The sequence below is a fragment of the Shewanella colwelliana genome (genome assembly GCF_001735525.1).
In the GTDB taxonomy this organism is placed as follows: Bacteria; Pseudomonadota; Gammaproteobacteria; order Enterobacterales; family Shewanellaceae; genus Shewanella; species Shewanella colwelliana.
The window spans coordinates 1-20,860 of the sequence record NZ_MCBT01000043.1; the positions used below are offsets into that span (position 1 = coordinate 1).

Consider the following 20,860-nt stretch of genomic DNA (forward strand, 5'->3'; position numbering starts at 1 on the left):
TGAAGTTGTGCTTGCAAATGGCAGTGAAGATACACGCCAAACCTTAACCACTGCGCAATTATTAGCGAATACCGTCGATGTCGATAAAAATGATGCCGGACTGCTAACCATTGAAAACCTACACGCCGACCATGGTTCGATATTAATTAATGGCGATGGCACCTTCACTTTCACCCCAGAAAAAGACTATAACGGCGATGTGCATTTTAGCTATAACGTCAAAGATGCTCATGGTGGTATTACACATACAGGGGCAACGACCAGTTTAGCAGCGGTCGATGACCATACAGTATTTGGTGGAATTACCACAGCAGTAGCCAAAGAAGATGTTGATTCAGGCGCTAGCTCTTATGGCTATTTTGGTGGTAACAGTTACTCAATGACGCAGTGGCATCAACTGACGATTACCGACACTGACAGTAAGGTCGATCAGCTTGACATTGAATTTGGCGGGAAAACGGTTACTTGGCAAGTTGGCACACCTCTCGATATTCAAACCGACTATGGCAAATTTGAACTACAGACTTATGCCTTCGGTAGTCATAAAGGGGAGTTGGTGTGGCTGTATAATGGAGACAATAACAACCCGTCGATTCAAGGTTTAAAAGAAGGAGAATCTTTACACGAAAGTATTACTTTAGTTGCCCCTGATGGCACTCGTCAGTCCTTATCTGTAGAAATTAAAGGCACCGAAGATCACGTTGTCATCGATGCCCCCAATCATCTTGGCGATGTGATTGAGCATCAATCAACAGGCGCACAAGTCAGCGGTCAACTACACGCACATGATAGTGATACTCATGATTCAGTGAGCTGGGCCATTACTCAAACAACTGGGAAATATGGTGCGTTCTCAATAGATGCCAATGGTCAGTGGCACTACATTGTCGATGAGTCAAAAGCAGGAGCATTAGGGCAAGGTGATGAATGGAACGAGCATTTCACCATCGAAGCGTTATCGACTGATGGAAGCAAAGTGAGTAAAACGGTTTCTGTAGCGGTGCATGGTAGTAATGATGCACCGACTGTAACCAGTGGACTTGTGTTGACCCAAGCCAATGAAGATACACAGGTTATCTTAACCCAACAGGATTTGTTAGCCCATGCCAGTGATGCCGATAACAACGATCGGGGCTGGCTTCGAGTCCATAACCTAACCGCCGATCATGGGACAATCAGCACCAATACCGATGGCAGTTTCACCTTTACGCCAGAAAAAGACTACAACGGAGATGTGCACTTTACCTATGATGTCATTGATCGCCACGGCGGAGCTACACACACAGACGCAACGATCAATTTAGTTGCTGTCAATGATGCTTCCGCACTTGCGAGTGCGTTATCTAGCAACGAAGTGGTTGAAGATCATCTTAGCCGTCCCGCTTCTCATACGTTAACTTCCTATTGGAAAAATCTTGATATTACTGACACCGATGGTCAAGCAGATGCGCAAATTGTCAAAATTGAAGTTAATGGTGTTGAGCATAACGTACCCGCCAATTTTACAATGACCTTACAGGGTGCTCACGGTTCATTTGTGACCACACATGCTGGTGATGGACATAATAAATGGCTTTATATCGCAAATAATAATCACGCTGAAATACAACAACTCAAAGATGGGCAAACTCTAACTGATTCGATGACATTGATCACCGCTGATGGCTCCCGTATTCCAATTACCGCAACGATTCGAGGAACAGAAGATAGCGTCATTATCGATACTCCTGATTCATCAACAGCATCGATAGGCACTGCCATTGAAGATCAAAAAACCTCCCTATCGGGCACATTACAAGCACACGATGTTGATAAAGATGACAGCGTGCATTTTGAAGCGCGAACTCTGGCCGGAAATTTCGGGACGTTTTCTGTAAAAAGAGACGGTAGTTGGCATTACGATGTAGATCCAAGCAAAGCCGACCGCCTCGTCGCTGGGCAAAACCAAGCAGAAGGTTTTGATATTGTCGCTATCTCAAGCGATGGTTCAACAGCAACTAAGCATATTCAAATCAACGTGCAGGGCTCAAATGATGCCGCAATCATAACTGGTGTTGATACTGGCGATGTTTCTGAAAACACAGCAGGTAAAGATATGTCACCCGACCAAGCCCATGCAGGCATGGGGCATTTAACCGGCGCCATGTTATACGCTGATGGGAAATTAAATATCACAGACCTAGATACCGGTGAAAATGAATTTGATACTAACCAAGTAGGTACTCAGGGTTACACTTATCACGGCAGTTACGGCCGCCTTATTTTAAACGCGGACGGCAACTGGCACTATAATGTCAATGCAGGTAGTCGGCATAATGGTGCCATGCCCGGTACTGCAGGAACGGCCATTGATAAATTGGGGGATGGGCAGTCACTCACCGATACCATCACAATCCGCTCGAAAGACGGCACCACCCATGACATTGTTATCACCATTCATGGCAGTAACGACAGACCTTACTGTTCATCTGAAGTTGTGCTTGCAAATGCGAGCGAAGATACACGCCAAACGCTGACTACCGCCCAACTGTTGGCAAATACTGTCGATGTGGATGCCAATGACGTCGGTAAACTAACCATTGAAAACCTTCAGTCTGACCATGGTTCGATATTAATTAATGGCGATGGCACCTTCACCTTTACGCCAGAGAAAGACTACAACGGCGCGGTGCACTTTAGCTATGACGTCAAAGATGCACACGGCGGAATAACCCACACCAGTGCAAGTACGACTCTTGCGGCGGTGAATGATTCCGCCCTTATTAATGGTCAGTCACGAGCATCATCAAACGTCGATATCTTCGAAGATGGTGCAACGAGTCGTCTGACGGGGCAGTTAACACTGACAGATGTCGACAGTGGCGAAAATCAGTTTGCCACAATCAGTCAGTTAGCGGGTCAATATGGCGAGCTCAGCCTTGATGCCGATGGCCACTGGACATACAACCTAAACAACAACTTAGCACCAACCAATGGCTTGGTTAATGGCCAAGTGGTGACTGACACCTTTACGGTTACCTCTCCAGATGGCACTGCTAGCCACACCATTAATGTTCAAATTCATGGCCATGATGACACACCGAGCTTGAGCGTTAATGAAGGTGGAGCGGGTAAATCTCTCGATTTACTCGGTGGACTGAGCAGTGGCATAGTAAGCCACATGCAATTTTCGACCGACGGCGTTCATTACACTAATCAGGTACCCGATGGCTTTATGCTAGCAAGCGATGGCCATACATTACAGGTCGATCCGGCGCACAATAGCTACAACCATTTGGCCAACGGCGTCGCCTTAAAAGTTGACATTAAGTATGAGCTACAACAAGGAGCTGGTAGCAATGTACAGACATCGCAGCAGCAAGCTCAAGTCGTCGTCACAGGCACCAGTGATCGTCCAATCATCCACAGTTTTAACCCACATTCTCAGCAGAATAACGGCCCCGTTACAGGCAACTTACTGCAGGGTGCTACGGATGTTGATGATGGCGCACAGTTAGTGCTTCATGATGTGCAATTTCAAGACCCAGTAACGCATCACTATATAACGGTTCAAGCTGGGCAAACTCATAACATTACTGGTGTTGGGGTTATCGCAATTTCAGCCAACGGCGACTACACCTTTACCCCTAACAGTCAATTTAGCGGGCAAGTGCCTAATCTTATCTACCGCGTCTCAGACACGAATGGTGATTATGCAGACAATAGTCAGAACAACTTAACTATTCATATAGACCCTTATCAAGCCCCGATCATTATTGCGCCATTAGCAGTCTCGCTGGCCCATGATACCGGCAGCTCGGCAACAGACTTGATCACTCAAGATGGGGCGCTTAGCATCTCAGGTCAAACCGCTGGAATGCAGGTGGAGTATTCCACAGATGGTGGTGCTCATTGGAGCAGCCAATTTACTCCTGTCGAGGGACTTAATCAGCTACAGGTAAGGCAAACTGACAGCGCTGGGCACGCATCAAAAGCCACCAGTATTGATTTTACGCTAGACACTAATATAGCAGCGCCACACATTAGCCTTGACCCTATCACTGCTGATGACGTGCTCAATCAGGCCGAGCTCAGTGGCAGCGTGCCAGTCACAGGTACTGTAGGGAGTGAAGTCAGCGTTGGCGATAATATCACCCTTACACTAGGCACACACACATACACTGGCGCCGTGGATGCACAACATAGATTCTCAATCGACATCCCAGCCAATCAACTAAGCAACCACTCCAACATTAGTGCATCAGTCACCATAAAGGATACAGCAGGAAACAACGCTACTGCGGCGGATAATCATCACTACAGCACCGATACTAACGCAGCCATTAGGGTTAACCCAATCACCAGCGACAACATCATTGACGCCAGCGAACACCAGCAAGCGATTGATATAACCGGTACAGTATCTGGCGTTGAAGATGGGCAAACGGTTACAGTAACGATTGCGGGTCAGCAGCATCAAGCCGTGGTAACTCAAGGCGCTTGGCACACTTCATTAACCGCAGCGGAGGTTCAGGCGCTGCCAGGGGGAACGGTTGATATCACCGCATCGGTTCAAGATTTAGCGGGGAATTTAGCATCAATACACAGCCCTCTGTTTATTAGCGATAGCGCTAACCCTGTACCCACTTTGAGCTTTAAGACCCCCCCTACACCAACAGGTAGTGGTAGCATTGGCTCACATATCTCAGGCGATCTGGTTGCACCTCCAATAATACAACAGCTCACCCCTAGTTTATCTGGCGCTGGGTGGGCAATCACTGATGGCCACGGTCATAATTCAACCAGTTTGCAAGGCCAATACGGTACCTTAACCATCGATCCCGTAACTGGCCACGTGGACTATGTTTATAGTCAAGCTCCGACTGCCGGTAATAAGGCGACAGGCGGCACCCATTGGGCTGGGCAAACAACCTCAGAAGAACATCATGACGTATTTCAAGTTGTGTATCATGATGCACATGCGTCCAATGTTGATGTAAAAGTGAATCTTGATGTGACATACATTCACGGTCGCAGTGGACAGAACCAAAGTACCACTCAACTTGTCGGCATGACGGTCACACCAGACACCTCGATGGCTCCATCTCCCAGCCATGCTGCACCTGTGATGCATGATGCACCGCAAAACGATGAGGTAACAAGGGTGACAATTGATGACCTCGACCTATCCGGTGACACCATAGATCATCAAGCAGATAGTCCAGCCGTCGCCAAAGCAGAGACAGAGACCGACGCAGAGGTAGCTCATGCTGCACTCCCTTTGCCTGCGGCACCTGTCGATCACTACCTACATATGGTGGGTCTGACTCAAGGAGATATTACCTCACCTACAGATACCCCCATGATGGCCGCTCTGCCGGATGTCACCACGTTAGCCAGTCATGATGTGGACAGCGATATGCTTGATACCCTAACCCACGACCACTTTGACAACCCGCTGGCTGATGATGAAGACTCACATAAAGGCGAGCATGCAGTGATAATCGATGATCCTATGGACGATGTGGACCATCAACTCAATGATGACGAACTGCTGCACAATGCACTCAACGACATGCATAACCAAACGTAACGCCAATATCAGCAACCACTAAAATGGCCAATTCGATACAGGGACAGCATCGAGTTGGCCATTTTGTCTCGACGCCTCCTTACAAATCGCCGCTTTGGCTCCCTATTGCCGTGTAACCCCATCTAAATTTTGGCATTAAACTTGTAATGTCCATGGTGATGATTTCTTACGGCAAGCTTTATGAGATGTAAAACGACTCCTTTTGGCACCTTCAACAAATATTCAGGAGAGCTCGGCGGCGCTTTTGCCGATTTAGGTACTTTTTTACCCTTAGTCCTCGCACTGATCGCACTAAACCAATTTTCGCCCCAAGGGATCTTCACCGGTTTTGGCCTGTTTGCCTTGTTCACTGCTTTCTACTATCGACGGCCTATGCCGGTTCAACCCATGAAAGTCATTACGGCCCTGGTTATCGCACAAGGACTCACCCCCGGCATGCTGCAAGCCAGCGGCATCATGATGGGCATTATTCTTTTAGTCTTGGCTTATAGTGGTGCCATCACTTGGATGGCAAAACAACTTTCTCCCGCCATCAGCATTGGAATACAACTTGCCATTGGGCTGCAGCTAATCGGTATGGGCGGACAGATGATAGGCCATAGCCCGCTAATTGGCTTACTGGCCTTATCAGCACTGTTACTGAGCCGTTATCTCCCACTCCCCTATCTTGCAATGCCCCTTGTCTTAACTCTAGGGATGCTTTGGCAGTTTAATAGCGATGTTGCACCAAGCTTTGCCTTATCCGCAGGCAGTAACTGGGAGCTAGGTTGGCCAGCGCTCGATGAATGGGGAGCCGCCGCAGGACTGCTTGTCTTGCCACAATTGGCATTAACCCTTACCAATGCCGTTATTGCGACATCGGCAATGGCCAACGAGAAATTCCCCGAAGACCATAAAAAGTTCAACGACCGATTTAGCCCTAAACGATTCGCCACTAGCGCTGGTTGGGCCAACCTGTTTCTGGCGCCCATCGGCGCTGCTGCTATGTGCCACGGCGCAGGGGGCCTAGCGGTACAACATCACTTTGGTGCACGTACGTGGTTAACACCCACCATTTTTGGCGCAGCCTGTTTATTTATTGCCGCATTTTGGGGACAAGGCATCGCCAGTTTGCTGTCGCTTATTCCACTGGCGGTATTGGGTAGCCTGTTGGCTATCGCAGGGATGCAACTGGCTTGGTCAAAACGATTTATCGACGGAAAGCCCTTTTGTATTGTGGTGATTTTATCAACCGCCGCTATCTGTTTACTGGTGAACACCGCTGCTGGGTTAGCAGTCGGGGTGATACTTGAAATGGGCCGCAGGCAATGGCGAATCATTGCAGACTTAACGCGCTAAGACAGGCTGTCTTAGCCAATAAAAAGCCCAGAGTTCTATCTGGGCTTTACGGTAAAACCTAAACTCAAGCTTTAGGCTATGGGTTCATTATCAACTTATGTAACTTTGTCCGGCATACAACACAAAGTGTCTCAGTGCTAATACCCCTGTTAAGCTACAGCAAGCAACTGCGATCATCACGCCTTTAGTGTGGCGAGTCTGAGCAGGCATGAGCATAGAGAGTAAGGGAATTGCAAAGCCAATACCCACGACGCCAATCCAGAATACACTCGCCCAAACACCAGTCGTTAATGAAGCTAGCGCTGCTGCGGCGGCTCCACCTTTGAAATAAAGTGCGCAAAATAGCATAAACAGAAACATCATCTCACTCAGCATCACAGGCAGCTCTAACCCATGCATTTTACCAAGTGTGGCATCGTGACTACTGGTATTAAACATCACTAAAGCCCCAATGGCATTGGCTGCCGCCCCTGCAGATAAACCAGAGACTAAAAACAACGCTGGTAGTACCGCAGTATTGAGCATCGGGTAGGCGTTCATTGCCGAGATCAGGAAGCCTGTATAAGCCCCGACACCGATAGCGAGCACAAATAGCACAACTTCAATCGCCTTTCTAAACGGCATTAAGGCATGTGCGAGTGGCACTAAAAAGCCCAGCTTCCATTTAGGTAATTCATCACGCAGCACGATAAGAGAGTACGCGATACCTATGGGTGAGTAGGCCAATAGCGCCAGCACACCAATCGACATTACTGAGCTCAAATTGTAATTGATTAGAATAAGCCAGAAATGAAATGGCTTAGTTAAATCAAACACTAAGCAAGCCAGGCCGAGCGAGATAGCCACAGGGCTAATAATCGCCGCTGCTTTTAATATTGCACTCTCTATTGACTTATCTTTGCTATACCAGCGCAACCCGATACCGATAAGAATGGACCCCGCCGACAGGCCTGCCATAAACAGGTAAACTGCGATGATCCAGTTCCACGTTACCGGATCGTATTGCGCCATATCGCCCCATGTATTGTTCATGACTGGATCCCCCCACGTTTAGTTGGAATGCGATACACCCTAGGTTGAGTCCCAAGATGGGTTTTCTCCTGATAGGTTGCCTTGGTATTGATCAGTTTTGCGACATCGCTTTGCGGATCATTGGCATCACCAAAGGTCAGCGCATCAGTTGGACATACCGTCACACAAGCGGGTAACTCGCCGCGTGCTAAACGGGTATCTTTACAGAAATTACACTTGTCAGCCGCCTTGGTTTCGGGGTTCATAAAGCGAACTTTGTAAGGGCAAGCTGCGACACAATACATACAGCCAACACACTTATCCTCTTTGATTGTCACTAAGCCATCATCGCCTACATACGCGGCGCCAGTTGGACACACTGTCACACAAGGTGCATTTTCACATTGCTGACAAGAGACGCGGTTATATTTAAAGTGCAGATGCGGTGCATCACCAAAAGGACCTTCAACTCTGACTTGCAGACGGCTAACGCCCTCAGGCGTGCCGTTTTCGCTTCGGCAAGCAACACTGCAAGCTTGGCAACCAATACAGCGATTTTCATCGTGTATCATTACATATCGTTTACTCATACTGGGCTCCTATTAGATCTTCGCTAGCGTGATGCCAGTAGTGTGAATATTCATGCCACAAATAGGCGCAGTTTGATGCGGTAGCAGGTTGCCACAATGGATACCTTTCCCCGTCGCACGTGCTAGCTCTTTGTTTTTAGAGCCAAAGCCCATATAAGCAAACACGGTATCCTGGCGAATACCAGGTGTGACGAGCGCCGTCCCCTCCTCGCTGCCCACACTGCTTGAAAGCCTTATCTTGTCACCCGATGAGATGCCCAGCTTGCCAGCTGTAAGCGGATGAATCCACACGCCATTGTCTGACATCAAATTGGCCAACATAGGAATGTTATGGGTTGCACCATTGGTATGAACCGCGACCTTACCTTGAATAAAGTAGAGCTCGTCCGCCTGCTTAAGTTGCACAGGACGATACTTAATCACGCCGCGTCCGGCGGCCATTTTCTCGACTTTATCTGAACTAAGCTCAATCTTGCCGCTTGGAGTTTTAAAACTCATGGCGCTGGCATAAGTACCATCAGCGTCAGTGGCTTTAGCCTCTGGATAATGAGCGGTAAACGCTGCCACCATGCTAGGTTCACGCAGCATTAATGGCTTACCATAGCTAACATAACCCTTCTCTTTGATGGTATTCCATAGCGTGACATCACGATTAACTTGCAGTAATTGCAGGCTTTCCATATTTTCCCAAGGGAAGAACTGACCTAGCCCCATCTCTTCGCCTAACTCTTTAAAGATCTGCCAGCTTGGTTTAGTCTGCCCAATGGTTTCAACGACGCGTTGACGCACGTAATAAGCGGGGTTTTTACCCGACTTATCGGCTATCTCTTCATCACGTTCAAGATAGGTCGATTCGGGCAAGATGATATCGGCGTAAGCAGCCGTTTCGCTGATGTACACATCACAGCACACGACAAAGTCGAGTTTTTTGAGCGACTCAACCACACGAGCTCTATCTGTCATAGTTTGCATTGGGTTAGTACGGCTCATCACCCAAGCTTTAAGTTGATAGGGTTTAGCTTCTAAGGTCGCATCGAGAATAGTTTGGTAGATACCGCCTGATGACCACATCATGGCGTATTGCTCATCCACTTGGTCAATACGTTTAGCGGTTGGCTTAGGCAAGCCCTCAACCCCAGGTTTACCTAATGTGGGTGCCACTTTGTTGCCAGCAAATTTATTGTAGGTTTTGGCTTTTTTACCGAGGTAAAGCCCACCTTTTCGCTCAATGTTGCCAATCAATACATTGGCCGCAAATAGGGCGCGGCGCATATCAAACTCTTCAGGCGTAAAGGTGGCTCTGTGACCAAAATCCACCACAGCATGGGGTGCATGGGCGGCATATTCATGGGCGATGCGTCGAATATCTTTGGCTGGCACATCACTCACGCCCTGTGCCCACTCTGGTGTATAGGCTTTTACTTCTTCGGCAAAGGCCTCAAAACCCACCACATGCTGCTCGATAAATGCATGGTCATATAGCTTATCTTCAATCAGTACATGACAAAGCGCCAATGCGACTGCAAGGTCGGTGCCGGGACGAATAGCAAACCACTCGTCGGCTTTATCCGCGACCACGGAAAAGCGCGGTTCAAATACCACTAACTTGGCATTTTTTTCCATCTGCGCTTTCATCATGCCACGGGTTTCAGACATATTGATCCCCTCATAGAGGTTATGTCCGAAGTTGATGATGTATTTAGAGTTGCCCAGATCACGTTTGACCTTAGTGCCAAACATGGCTTTGGCCGCTATCACATAACCGCCTGGGCAGGTTGAGGCATGGGTGAAACTATTGGGAGAGCCAAAGGCTTTACCGAGATGAAATAGGTGACCAGACAGGGAGCCGGATTTGGATGAAAAGGCCACCGCCTCGGCACCATGCTTGGCTTTAATATCGTTGAGGTTTTTAGCAATTGTTTGATAAGCCTGTTGCCAAGTGATCTCTTCCCACTGGCCTTCTCCACGCTCACCTACGCGACGAAGCGGATTAACGATACGTTGCGGATCGTACAACAAACTGTGGCCGGCTCCACCTCTGGCGCATACTTTACCGCCAAAAGACTTAGCCTCTTTATTGCCGCTAATGAAGACATTTTTACCATCAACAACCCTTGCAGAAATAGGGCAGCGGGTCGAGCACATCTCACAAATACTCGCCACCTCTTTACCAACGGCTTTTAATGGTTGTTGTTCTAAGGCGGCCAAACTACCGGGCAGTAGTGTCGCCAGCGCACAAGTGGCTCCACCAGCACCTGCACCCTTAATAAACGTTCGTCTATCAAGCTCTATCATGGTTTCCTCCTCATCAGCCTAGGCAGATGAAATCACACACTGTTATTAGTTTTTTTTGCCAACTTGTTGAAGGCATGCCCCATTGTTATCCCACAAAATATTCATGGGTATTGTGGTAAACCACATAGCAGGAGTGAGCGTGATCTGACGCAGTGATCTGTCTATTTTATGTAAAGAAAGTGTGACTTTTATCTAATTGACTCATCGCAGAAAAATAACCACCCTAAGTCATCAATAACGTGGCCAATGCTCTGCACTCGCGGTGCTAGCGGAAACGCAGTCCAAAAAGGCAAACGGTTAGCCACTCAGGTTTTTCATGAGCATTTTGCGATCGCGCCGACAGTTTACTGGCGACATAGCGCGCAAAATAGCGCCCTTTAGCCTCCCGATATGATGGGGCTACGCTCTCCTAGAGAGTTGTGGTAACAGAAGGAACAGATTTGATTTCCAAACTGCCTAAATGGGTTGAAGCTGGCGCGTTTATCCTTGCCTTTATTGCTGGCAGTGTAAACGCCATTGGCTTACTGGGCTTTAAGCACCAAAGTGTGTCGCATCTATCAGGTACGGCAACCCTTGTAGGGACGCAATTGCTCAACTCCAGTTACACAGATCTATTTCATCTATCAGGGATCATGTTGAGCTTTATGCTGGGGGCGGCACTGTCGGGGGCGCTGCTCACTGGCAGCTCATTAAAGCTTGGGCGTCATTATGACACCCTGTTAGTCATTGAAGGCTTGTGCCTCCTTAGCGCTATCTATCTACTGCAAGGCGGCAGTTTTTATGGCCACTACATGGCCTCGGCTGCCTGCGGATTACAAAATGCGTTAGCCACCACCTATAGCGGTGCTATTGTACGCACGACACACGTTACGGGCATTTTTACCGATTTGGGCATTATGTTAGGTACAACACTTAAGGGAGAACGTTTCGATAGACGTAAAGCCATTCTATTTCTATTAATCATTATCGGGTTTATCTCAGGCGGGACATTCGGCGCACTCTTGTTTAACCAAATGCAATTTCAAGCCCTAGCGGGCCCAGCACTGATCTGTTTTATTTTGGCCATCACCTATCGTATCTATAAAACTAAAACAGCACCAAGGCGCTAACAAAAAACGCCAGAGCGATTCACCCTGGCGTTTTGCTTAAATTCTCAAATTTTAGTATCCGTGCTGACTCACTTCAGGCCAATGTTTATCCACCTCTTGCTTGATAAACGCTTGCTTCTCTTGAGTCAATTTTTCTAGTGCTATCCCAACAGCTTGCTGCGCACTCTCTTTGGTTGAAATATCTGGGTACTCAACCTGCTTCACCTCCAACATACTTAAGATCTCCGCTAACGATTTTCGCGCGGCTTTAACCTGGACAAGGGCTGCGTCAAGTAAGTCATTGCCCTCTTGTGGATTGTGCGCATATAAACCATGTGAAGCCATGGCAAAGTCCCAACGCCACTGTGAATGGCGTATGCCCATAATGGCATCATTCATAATCGGCCAGCTACCACCAGCATCCCAAGCGGCTTTCGCCTCATAGTGTGCCTTAACCAATAGCCCTTCAACTTCACGCGCCTTAATATCAATTTGCTGCTTACCTGACTCCAGTTTGACCATAAATGCCTGCTGATCGCCATGGCAACTTTGGCATACCTGTTGATAGTGATCGAGCGCCTTGCTCACTTTATGATCGGTAAAACGGTTGCCCTTATCGTCATTAACTTCTGGCATATGACAACTGACACAACTGACCCCCTGCTTAGCGTGTTCACTGCGACTCCAATGTTCAAATTCAGGGTGACGCGCTTTTAAAATTGGGGTCTTAGAGATGGGGTGTATCCACTCATAGAATCGACGCGTGTCGTAATATTTTTCAATAAGATCGGCGCTACTGCCAAAGATCCAAGGAATGTTGACCTTATTGCTCCGCTCAGGCTGAAAATAGTAAGTCACATGACACTGACCACAAACTTGGGAGCCCTGCATATTGATATCCTGCTTATCAAAAGGCAGGTGAACTTTGGCCATGGCATCTTGAGCATGAGGGCGTGGCAGCGCTAACTTGGCTGACCCATTCTCGTGGCAATCGTTGCAATACACCACACTCTTTATTTCACGACCAAGTTCGGTAAAGTTTTTTGCTGAAAAACCTTCAACGCCTAACTCGTTCATTAGTCTTGGCGCATCGGGGGTTTTACAAGTCCAACAACTGGCAGACAGCCCTTTTTTCCCCGCATCAGGCGTCACCCCCGTACGCAGAGTATGAGTCACATCCGCTACCGCAAAGTGATGTCCGCGAGGGCTGTTGTACTCTTTAGCAAATGAAGATCCCGCCCATAAAATCACTGCAGCGGGGTAACTTGCTAACATGTCGGTGCGCGCCGTTTGCTCAGAGGTGGCTAACCAGCTGTCATATTGCTGCGGATACTTCGCCTTCATCGCCTCAGGCGTGACATTAGCTTGCGCTGCCACCCCTGCACTGCTAAACACGAGTGTTGTTACAATCAATCCCCACATGCCTTGGATTGTTTTGAAAGTCTTTATCATCCACTTATTCCATATTCTTTAATCTTTAATATAAAGCCAAGTACCACAATGTCTTGGTGCCAATACTTCACGCTATCGCAGTCATTTAACCTGGACGTCCATCGATTCGTGGCTGAGTTAAAATAGGGACATACCACCACACAAACATACCAAAAGCTAAGGTCCAACAACTGCCAGCAAGCCACAACCAAACTTGCGCATACTCAGGTAAAAGTAGCGGCATGATCGCTCTAAAGATCGCCGCCAGTGGAATGGCAATAAACGCGAGCGTCATCTTGGGGCCCAAATAGATGTTTCGACTCGTATGACCCAAAGACACTCGCGAGATCATCGACAGACAAATCCCCGCCATAGTACCAATAGCAAACAGATGCAGTAATTGACGATAAGCGTTTTCATTATCAATATTCCACGCCAACAACCCTAAGGTGATGGGTAAAAATAGGTACGCGCAATGCAAAGACCAGAGCAAGGGTTCCTTAAGGGTTTTATGGGGAAGCCATCTTATCCAACGACCAAGATGCAATAGTCCTGCAAGGGCCAACACGCCCTGCTCCACAGCCATAGGCAGCTGTTTAGTGATTGCTTGCGCCACCAGCAAAATCATCAGGGCAATGAGACTACGCTCCAGTAAGATGATTGGATTCGGTTTAGTTAGCTTTAGTCGCATTGCGGTAAAAAATGGGATCACCCGGCCGCCAACAATCGTGATAAGCAAGCCTAACCACCACAGCATTCCCTGCCAAATATGGTGGCTCAAGGTAAAGTCTCGCTGACTCAATGCGTAGTAACTCAATAGATTGATAACAGCGGCGACCATCAACATGATAGGAAAGCCAATATTATTCCACTGTTTCACCTTGTAGATGCAGCGCCAGAGCGTCACCGCCGTTAAACCTAAAAACAGAGTGTCAAATAATGCAGGTAACCAAATCGGCAGATCTAATGGTGCCAGCAGGAGTAACCTTGCCATTAACCAACAACTAAATGTAAACGCTAGCGGCCAGCCTTTCATACTGGGTTGATTGGTCCAAGTCTGTACCGAGGTCAATAAGAAACCACAAACAATGGCTAAAGCAAAACCAAACAAAAGCTCATGAGGGTGCCACCATAAGGGCACGACCCGTACCCAAAACTGCTCACGAAACAGACTAAATTCTGGGATATACCATGTGACCAACCACAAAGGTATATACAGCATGGCTAACGCCGCACCGCCCAAGAAGAAAGGCCGAAAACCGAGACGCCATATCGCAGGCGTTTTTTCTACTTCCTTGGGATCATCAATATTCAGCACGATAATTGGCTCCGTTGTCGAACAGGCTTAATTCAAACACACATAAAAAATATAGCTTTATGAGGTAGTCTAACCAGCCAAAGAACTGCCGACAAACGATAAACTCCGCCATGTGAAGAAGTGTGAACTATGCAAGGATATTGCGCTATGATATTGAAATAAAATACCTCTTTAGAGGCATTACCTAACCACAGCTTGAATGAAGTTTTTGAAAGGACAATAGCAATGCATGAGCCTAATGAGGTCAACAAAGCTGCCGATTTAGAGAAATTCATCAACCAGCAAGATGCTGTGATGCTGCTTTTTGGCGCGCCAAGCTGTGGGGTGTGCCAAAGTATCAAACCCCGCTTAACGGCTATGCTCAGCGATAATTTTCCCAAGATGAGATTGGTCTATATCGATTGCAATGCACAACCTGATATCGCAGCACATCATAATGTGTTTTCGCTGCCCGTGGTTGAGCTCTATTTTCAGGGGCAAGCCTTTGGTCGATTTTCCAAAGTGTTTTCAATAGTTGATGTGAAAGAGGCGATCGCTCGCCCCTATAGCATGTTAGCTTGAGCCCAATTGTATGAATCAATTAGCGGTTCTAAAACCTGAATAACTTACCGGCTTATCAGCTAATACTGTGGATTGGTGTTGTTTATCAAGCATGCGAGAGCTCGATTCATCAGCTTTGTTACTGCAACCACACCCTCCTGCGCAACCATCTGAACTAGCCTCTGAACTAGCACAACCACCAGAACTTGAGCAACAGCCGCCTTTCTTCTCATGATTGAGCGAACTCCTTCCTTGAGACGCATCAACAAGGCGTCGGTTAAGATCGGTTGCAGTTGTTAACAATGCCTCGATACTCTCGCTATGGTCGCCCTTGCTAACACTTATCTGTGCATCTAGCAGCTTACCAAGCATCCGCTCACCAATATGCTGAACAATCACAATATCTGTTTTCTGCTGGACTATCAGTTGTAACATCGCTTTTTTGGCACTGCAGCCACCAGCAAGCGCTGGATTATCAAAGCTTGTGATGAGTTGGTGATACTCATTAAAAAAGCCAATTCGTTGTGCTTTAGTAAAATGGCTAGCCAGTTTGCCGCGGCTCATTGGCATGGCAATAATCATAATATTTCCCTATTGGTTGGATTGAGGCAGTAATAAAATTTGCCCCTGAATAATGGCGGTAGCGCTTTTCTTGCGGGCGCTCGCCAATAAGTTGCCAAACGTTTGTCTAGAGATCCCCATCAATGCAGCGGCTTCGAGTTGACTGAGTTTTTGAACATCGCCAAGGTTTAAGGCTTCAAACTCATCGGCTTGCAGTTGAATCTTTGCCAGTTCTTTTGCAGGCACACCGTTGGGCTTAAACATACTGCACGGAGCGCAACAAGACAGTTGACGAGATTTTTTAGGTCTGGGCATAGTGTTGGCCTAAATCACCTTATTTGAGTTTTGACTTAGGTTGATTTTTTGATTCATCAACATACATCATCCCCAGTTCAGGTTAATAACAATGAAATTTGTCGACGCACTAACGTGTAAATTTTGAAGCGTTAGTTGTCGCCTAGTTATTGGCGCAGGCCAATAACTAGCAGTGTGAAGAATAAACATAAAAGAAACTGTGGCGAACGTCACAGCCAAAAATATTCGCAAAAGCTAACTAATGCGAGGCATCACAATGAGTCTACCTATTATGTTTGCCATTGCATAAGGACTTCAGAGAAAGAAAGCATACTTGGAGGTTATTGGTTAATCGTGACTTTCTCGATAACAATGGCATTAATCGGTACATCATCATGGTCACCTTTAGAGCATGTTTTGGCGTTAGCAATCTTATTGACTACATCCATACCAACCACCACTTGGCCAAATACGGCATAACCCCAACCTGCATTGGTTGTCGCGGTATGGTCTAAAAAACTGTTATTGGCTAAATTAATAAAAAATTGTCCAGTCGCCGAATGCGGGGCATCGGTGCGCGCCATAGCTATCGAGCCTTTTATATTTTTAAGACCACGGTTAGCTTCATTAACAATCGCGGCTCGAGTCGGCTTCTCTTCCATCTCTGCGGTAAATCCGCCTCCTTGGATCATAAACCCCTTAATCACTCGATGAAAAATCGTGCCTTCAAAAAAGCCTTCTTGGCAATATTTAAGGAAATTCTTTGCACTGACGGGCGCCTGCGCCATATTGAGGTCAATCTCAATATCGCCGTAATTGGTAGTAAACGTAATCATAATGTGGGAGGTTAATCAAAATAAAGGTAAGCGAAGTATACCTTGAGTTAATCACAGGTGCAGACAAACATAAACTGACCACTCCTTACCCATAGCGGTTTTTCGCTGTATATTAATCGCCAAATAATTACAGTAAGCTAGGCAACAATTGACTGAGTTTATACGGATATAACATGCAGTACGATAAAGAAAAATATAAAGCGATACAGCTTCCAAATTGGATGTTGCTCCATTGGGTGATCAATCCAGCAATGGCGATAAATGAGTTGGTGTTAGGTCAACGCATTCCCAAATTGAGCCTTATCGATCAACACAGTGATAGACCACTACTCGAAAGACAATTGATCCCCTGCCCCCATTGCAACACGTTGCACAATGCGTTGCGTTGGTCCAAAAGCAAAGCGTTTGGCAATTGGTTTGGACTACTCTGCCCTCATTGTAAGAATGATATTCCCTGCATACTGAATTATACCAGCGTAATCCTACTGGCCCTGACTGCCCCCATCTGGTTTTGGTTTCACAAACCACTAAAACAGCTGTGGCGTGCCAAAAAGTTACAAAAAATGCAGGCCAGTGAAACCCAGCCAACATCCAGGACACGGTTTCCTTATCTCAAAATGGGAATATTCTTTGGTCTGTTTATGTTGCTCTTTTCCCTCGTCATGTTGCAGGTGCAGGCCAATTTCACACACACCTCAGTCCTCACGGCGATAGGGGTTAATATTTTAGGCGGTGTTTTCTTTGGTGGTTGGATGAAATTTGTACTTGAACGCAAAAAGTAGCCTAAAGCTAAAACAACTTCCCAAGTGACTAAACAACTACATTTAAATAAACTCGAGAGCAAGATGATTAAAATAAGATACCTCGCAATATTACTGGTGATAATTTCAACCGGCTGCGCCAATAATAAGTCGTCAGAGTTAACCCAAACCAACACCCACCATGAAAACCAGAGTAAAAACAAAACAGCACCTTTGCTTACCCAAGCGCCAACATATCCTGTCTACGCAGCGCAACAGGGGTTAACGGGTTCAGTACGACTAATGTTTGATATCGACCCAATGGGAAAACCTGTCAATATCCGTGTGACGGGTTCGCAACCTGAGGGCATTTTTGATAGCGCCGCCATTCAAGCATTAGCTCGCTGGCAATACGCCCCCAAAATAGTGGCTAACACGCCTCAATATCAGCGTGACTTGACTGTGCGATTAGACTTTAACTTAGATAAAAGTACAGCGCAGCTTAAGCCTGAAGCCAAGCAAGAGTTTACTCCTCGCAAACCAAACAAAGATCAAGTATTAAAAAATAAGAAAGTCATTAAACTTGTCGAAAAAGGGTTCAATCTCTACATGCAAAACCAGGTTAATCTAGCGATAGAGACTATACATAAGGTTAAACCAACGACCCCTTTTGAAGAGGCATTTGTGACGAGAATGCTGGGGAATTTCTATGCTGAACTCGAAGAGTTCGACCTAGCGATTAACTACTTAAAGAAAGCCACAGATCCAAGGCTATTGTCAGATGCTGACCAAGCTGCAGCCATAAAGTTATTGGCGGACATTAATTACTATCAAGGGTATTATCTCGCAGCAATTGATAGCTATAGCAATTGGAGTAATTTTACAGGTGTCACAGACCCGCTTATTTTTGAAAGAATTGCCGAAGCGAGATCTAAACTTAACAGTCAAGCCCCTTATACCAATTAGTATAAGAAAGTGATCTACTCAGCGCGTTTTTTGGCAACTAATTCAAGACGAATGGGCGATGGAATGCTTGTTCCCTTTTGAGGCCGTTCAACGCAGAAGTAAGCAGGTAAAAAACACGCCTAACAGGCGATCACATCTTTATACTGATTGGTATTAATCAATTCATCACACAAAAAAGCGAACCATGGATTAACCCTGATTCGCTTTAAAGGATAGCAAGTCGGCGGCTTCAAGTACCGCCTTTATGGAAAGTACTCGCGGCGACTACAGCGCGTGCTGAGTCGTCAATGCTCGAGTGCTCATCTCTCCTGCGTCGATACTCTTAAATTTAGGCAACAGGTACTCTCGCGCCATCTCAACTCGCTGCTGAAACTCTGGCAGGCTCACTACAGAGTCATCAAGGGTCATTAATTTCGCTTTAGCCTGCCACTTCTTAATGGTTTTGGCCGATTTCACTGGATCGATAGGCAATATTTGTACATGCGCTTGGTTCCAGCCCATATCCACATCGAACTCGACCACGTATTCTTTACCTGCTTCAACCTCAGCCTCTAGTACCGAATAGCGTTCAGAAAGCGAAACAAAAGTATGCTTACCTGGTGCGACTCTCACCTGGAAATAGTCCCCCGCTTTCGTACTGCCGACATAGCCCGCTTCAGACCAGATATCAAACGGTACCTCACCAATCAAGGTCTCCATGCGATAAAAGCTAATTACCGCAGTTTCAGCATCCGCTATCATAGGTTCAGCACTTGGTTTCATCACTTTAAAGCCAAGCAGAGACGGGTTAGCAAGCAGATTATCGTATGCATCGTTCTTTCTTGGCTCACCAATATCTTTTGCCTTTTTAGTCTCCATAATCATCGACGCACCCATATCCGAGGTCAACTCAGTCATCTTGCCAGTGGTATAGTCGATAGAGTAAAACAGAGTTTCACCTGGTTTATTATCAACCTTGGCATAACCAAAGCCAGCAAGACCTTGAACGAGGTGAATCGAATTTAGGCCCGACGCCAATTTCAATAAGGTATGACTGCCATTTGAGAGATCAGCAACAACATTTTCATTGGCGGCAACCCAAGCACCACGTGCGCCACCTTGGAAATTAGAGCCTCTAATCACGTATACAAAAGTTTGTTCCTGTGTCGGCACGGCCTCTGGTTTAAACTTAGCAACCAACTCCGGATCAACTTTGTAAGTGGTAGAACAGGCTGTACTGAGCAAAACCGTGGCGAGTACAATAAGGCGACCAGCGTTTAGCTTAATGCTTTCAAAATTCACAATATTTATTCCTTTAAAAAATTCCGCTAAAACTAACCTCACCAACACGCAAAGTCAACAAAAAACCAACAAAAGCAAAACCTTAATTAACTTAGAGTTGTGAATGATATCCTTAAAGACTTAACCTAATGCTTTATTTTTCGCCCCGTTTCCGTCAACGTGAGTAGTAGCGATGAGAGGTAGGCAGAGGCGACGGAACCTCTTGGCGACGCGCTTCACATCGAGTTAAAACACAAACTACACTGGATAAACGTAACTTAATCACCACGCCTGAGCGCCAAAGAAAATTTAAGCGTTGAATTAAGTTAACCCACACAATTAAGCAGTCGTACGTTATGAGTGCGATAGCAACAGAGATGACAGCATGGATAATCACTATTTTTATGAACCTAGCAAAGGCCATGGATTAGCTCATGATCCCCTCAATGCCATTATAGGTCCTCGACCCATAGGATGGATTTCATCACGTGATAAAACTGGGGCTCGAAATCTTGCGCCCTATAGCTTTTTCAACTGCTTTAATTACTCCCCACCCATCATAGGCTTTGCCAGTGTGGGGTATAAAGATAGCCTTGCCAATATTATCGACAGCGGTGAATTTGTTTGGAATCTCACCACTCGTCAGTTAGCCGAAAAAATGAATCTAACCTCGGCAAACTTGCCACCTAACGCCGATGAGTTTGCGTTTGCGGGACTAACGCCAACACCGAGCACCATAGTGGCTGCAGACCGCGTTAGCGAAAGCCCTGTTAATTTTGAGTGTAAGCTGTCTCAGTGCATTCAGTTGCAAGCGGCAAATGGCGACAAAATTGATACCTGGCTGGTGCTTGGAGAAGTGGTCGCCGTCCATATTGCTAAACACTTACTTAACAGCGAGGGCATCTATCAAACAGCCTTAGCTGAACCAATATTAAGAGCAGGTGGCCCTTCTGCTTACTACACGATATCCGACACTCTCAGATTTGATCTGGCTCGGCCTAAACTTCCCGAATGATTAGC

The 20,860-nt window shown here is 46.6% G+C and carries 16 protein-coding genes; 7 read left to right on the top strand and 9 right to left on the bottom strand.

Annotated features, from left to right (window positions below; genetic code table 11):
- Both BEL05_RS13020 and BEL05_RS13025 read left to right on the top strand, forming a co-directional pair.
- Positions 1 to 5,572 (top strand): VCBS domain-containing protein (locus tag BEL05_RS13020; RefSeq protein WP_139151884.1); only part of this gene is annotated, 5,572 nt, incomplete at its 5' end.
- Between the two features lie 180 nt (positions 5,573 to 5,752).
- Positions 5,753 to 6,910, top strand: coding sequence for a putative sulfate/molybdate transporter (locus BEL05_RS13025; RefSeq protein WP_069671410.1), 1,158 nt, complete (start codon positions 5,753 to 5,755; stop codon positions 6,908 to 6,910).
- A gap of 90 nt (positions 6,911 to 7,000) precedes the next feature.
- Here BEL05_RS13025 and nrfD read toward each other — a convergent pair whose 3' ends face one another.
- From nrfD to phsA, 3 genes are read right to left on the bottom strand one after another with little or no spacing between them, the layout of a single operon-like run.
- On the bottom strand, positions 7,001 to 7,942 hold the full coding sequence (nrfD, locus tag BEL05_RS13030; RefSeq protein WP_028762720.1) for an NrfD/PsrC family molybdoenzyme membrane anchor subunit: 942 nt from the start codon (positions 7,940 to 7,942) through the stop codon (positions 7,001 to 7,003).
- Positions 7,939 to 8,511 (bottom strand): 4Fe-4S dicluster domain-containing protein, encoded by a 573-nt coding sequence (locus BEL05_RS13035; protein WP_028762719.1) that lies wholly within the window; start codon positions 8,509 to 8,511, stop codon positions 7,939 to 7,941. The genes nrfD and BEL05_RS13035 overlap by 4 nt, the downstream gene beginning before the upstream one ends.
- A gap of 12 nt (positions 8,512 to 8,523) precedes the next feature.
- Positions 8,524 to 10,806, bottom strand: a complete 2,283-nt coding sequence (gene phsA / locus BEL05_RS13040) for a thiosulfate reductase PhsA (protein WP_069671411.1) — start codon at positions 10,804 to 10,806, stop codon at positions 8,524 to 8,526.
- A 440-nt stretch (positions 10,807 to 11,246) separates the two neighbouring features.
- Between phsA and BEL05_RS13045 the strand changes: the two genes are divergently transcribed.
- Entirely contained in the window at positions 11,247 to 11,915 is a 669-nt protein-coding gene (locus BEL05_RS13045) for a YoaK family protein (RefSeq protein ID WP_028762717.1), read from the top strand.
- Between the two features lie 51 nt (positions 11,916 to 11,966).
- On the opposite strand, the gene BEL05_RS13050 is transcribed toward BEL05_RS13045, so the two are convergent.
- Both BEL05_RS13050 and BEL05_RS13055 read right to left on the bottom strand, forming a co-directional pair.
- Positions 11,967 to 13,238: an ammonia-forming cytochrome c nitrite reductase subunit c552 gene (locus BEL05_RS13050; protein WP_245687000.1), complete on the bottom strand. Its 1,272-nt coding sequence runs from the start codon at positions 13,236 to 13,238 to the stop codon at positions 11,967 to 11,969.
- A 193-nt stretch (positions 13,239 to 13,431) separates the two neighbouring features.
- A complete protein-coding gene (locus tag BEL05_RS13055) occupies positions 13,432 to 14,643 on the bottom strand; it encodes an NnrS family protein (RefSeq protein ID WP_028762715.1) in 1,212 nt (403 codons plus the stop codon).
- Positions 14,644 to 14,868: 225 nt separating this feature from the next.
- Between BEL05_RS13055 and BEL05_RS13060 the strand changes: the two genes are divergently transcribed.
- On the top strand, positions 14,869 to 15,204 hold the full coding sequence (locus BEL05_RS13060) for a thioredoxin family protein (protein ID WP_028762714.1): 336 nt from the start codon (positions 14,869 to 14,871) through the stop codon (positions 15,202 to 15,204).
- Positions 15,205 to 15,219: 15 nt separating this feature from the next.
- On the opposite strand, the gene BEL05_RS13065 is transcribed toward BEL05_RS13060, so the two are convergent.
- The 3 genes from BEL05_RS13065 to BEL05_RS13075 form a co-directional block, all read right to left on the bottom strand.
- On the bottom strand, positions 15,220 to 15,765 hold the full coding sequence (locus BEL05_RS13065; RefSeq protein WP_028762713.1) for a NifB/NifX family molybdenum-iron cluster-binding protein: 546 nt from the start codon (positions 15,763 to 15,765) through the stop codon (positions 15,220 to 15,222).
- A 9-nt stretch (positions 15,766 to 15,774) separates the two neighbouring features.
- Positions 15,775 to 16,059 (bottom strand): DUF134 domain-containing protein, encoded by a 285-nt coding sequence (locus tag BEL05_RS13070; protein ID WP_028762712.1) that lies wholly within the window; start codon positions 16,057 to 16,059, stop codon positions 15,775 to 15,777.
- 320 nt (positions 16,060 to 16,379) lie between these two features.
- Positions 16,380 to 16,874, bottom strand: coding sequence for a peptidylprolyl isomerase (locus tag BEL05_RS13075; protein WP_028762711.1), 495 nt, complete (start codon positions 16,872 to 16,874; stop codon positions 16,380 to 16,382).
- A gap of 173 nt (positions 16,875 to 17,047) precedes the next feature.
- Here BEL05_RS13075 and BEL05_RS13080 point away from each other — a divergent pair, with 173 nt between their 5' ends.
- Together BEL05_RS13080 and BEL05_RS13085 are read left to right on the top strand one after the other, a co-directional pair.
- Entirely contained in the window at positions 17,048 to 17,656 is a 609-nt protein-coding gene (locus BEL05_RS13080; protein ID WP_069671412.1) for a hypothetical protein, read from the top strand.
- A gap of 63 nt (positions 17,657 to 17,719) precedes the next feature.
- On the top strand, positions 17,720 to 18,580 hold the full coding sequence (locus BEL05_RS13085; RefSeq protein WP_069671413.1) for an energy transducer TonB: 861 nt from the start codon (positions 17,720 to 17,722) through the stop codon (positions 18,578 to 18,580).
- A gap of 264 nt (positions 18,581 to 18,844) precedes the next feature.
- Here the strand turns inward: BEL05_RS13085 and BEL05_RS13090 are convergent, their stop codons facing one another.
- A complete protein-coding gene (locus BEL05_RS13090; protein ID WP_069671414.1) occupies positions 18,845 to 19,861 on the bottom strand; it encodes a hypothetical protein in 1,017 nt (338 codons plus the stop codon).
- 364 nt (positions 19,862 to 20,225) lie between these two features.
- Between BEL05_RS13090 and BEL05_RS13095 the strand changes: the two genes are divergently transcribed.
- The gene (locus tag BEL05_RS13095) at positions 20,226 to 20,855 is read left to right on the top strand and encodes a flavin reductase family protein (RefSeq protein ID WP_028762708.1); all 630 of its coding nucleotides are present in this window, start codon (positions 20,226 to 20,228) and stop codon (positions 20,853 to 20,855) included.
- Positions 20,856 to 20,860 lie beyond the last annotated feature (5 nt).

What these genes read in the sequence shown, in the direction of transcription:
- BEL05_RS13025 (WP_069671410.1), top strand. Translation starts at nt 5,753, where the DNA reads ATGAGATGTAAAACGACTCCTTTTGGCACCTTCAACAAATATTCAGGA.
- nrfD (WP_028762720.1), bottom strand. Translation starts at nt 7,942, where the DNA reads ATGAACAATACATGGGGCGATATGGCGCAATACGATCCGGTAACGTGG.
- BEL05_RS13035 (WP_028762719.1), bottom strand. Translation starts at nt 8,511, where the DNA reads ATGAGTAAACGATATGTAATGATACACGATGAAAATCGCTGTATTGGT.
- phsA (WP_069671411.1), bottom strand. Translation starts at nt 10,806, where the DNA reads ATGATAGAGCTTGATAGACGAACGTTTATTAAGGGTGCAGGTGCTGGT.
- BEL05_RS13050 (WP_245687000.1), bottom strand. Translation starts at nt 13,238, where the DNA reads ATGAAGGCGAAGTATCCGCAGCAATATGACAGCTGGTTAGCCACCTCT.
- BEL05_RS13060 (WP_028762714.1), top strand. Translation starts at nt 14,869, where the DNA reads ATGCATGAGCCTAATGAGGTCAACAAAGCTGCCGATTTAGAGAAATTC.
- BEL05_RS13065 (WP_028762713.1), bottom strand. Translation starts at nt 15,765, where the DNA reads ATGATTATTGCCATGCCAATGAGCCGCGGCAAACTGGCTAGCCATTTT.
- BEL05_RS13070 (WP_028762712.1), bottom strand. Translation starts at nt 16,059, where the DNA reads ATGCCCAGACCTAAAAAATCTCGTCAACTGTCTTGTTGCGCTCCGTGC.
- BEL05_RS13075 (WP_028762711.1), bottom strand. Translation starts at nt 16,874, where the DNA reads ATGATTACGTTTACTACCAATTACGGCGATATTGAGATTGACCTCAAT.
- BEL05_RS13080 (WP_069671412.1), top strand. Translation starts at nt 17,048, where the DNA reads ATGCAGTACGATAAAGAAAAATATAAAGCGATACAGCTTCCAAATTGG.
- BEL05_RS13085 (WP_069671413.1), top strand. Translation starts at nt 17,720, where the DNA reads ATGATTAAAATAAGATACCTCGCAATATTACTGGTGATAATTTCAACC.
- BEL05_RS13095 (WP_028762708.1), top strand. Translation starts at nt 20,226, where the DNA reads ATGGATAATCACTATTTTTATGAACCTAGCAAAGGCCATGGATTAGCT.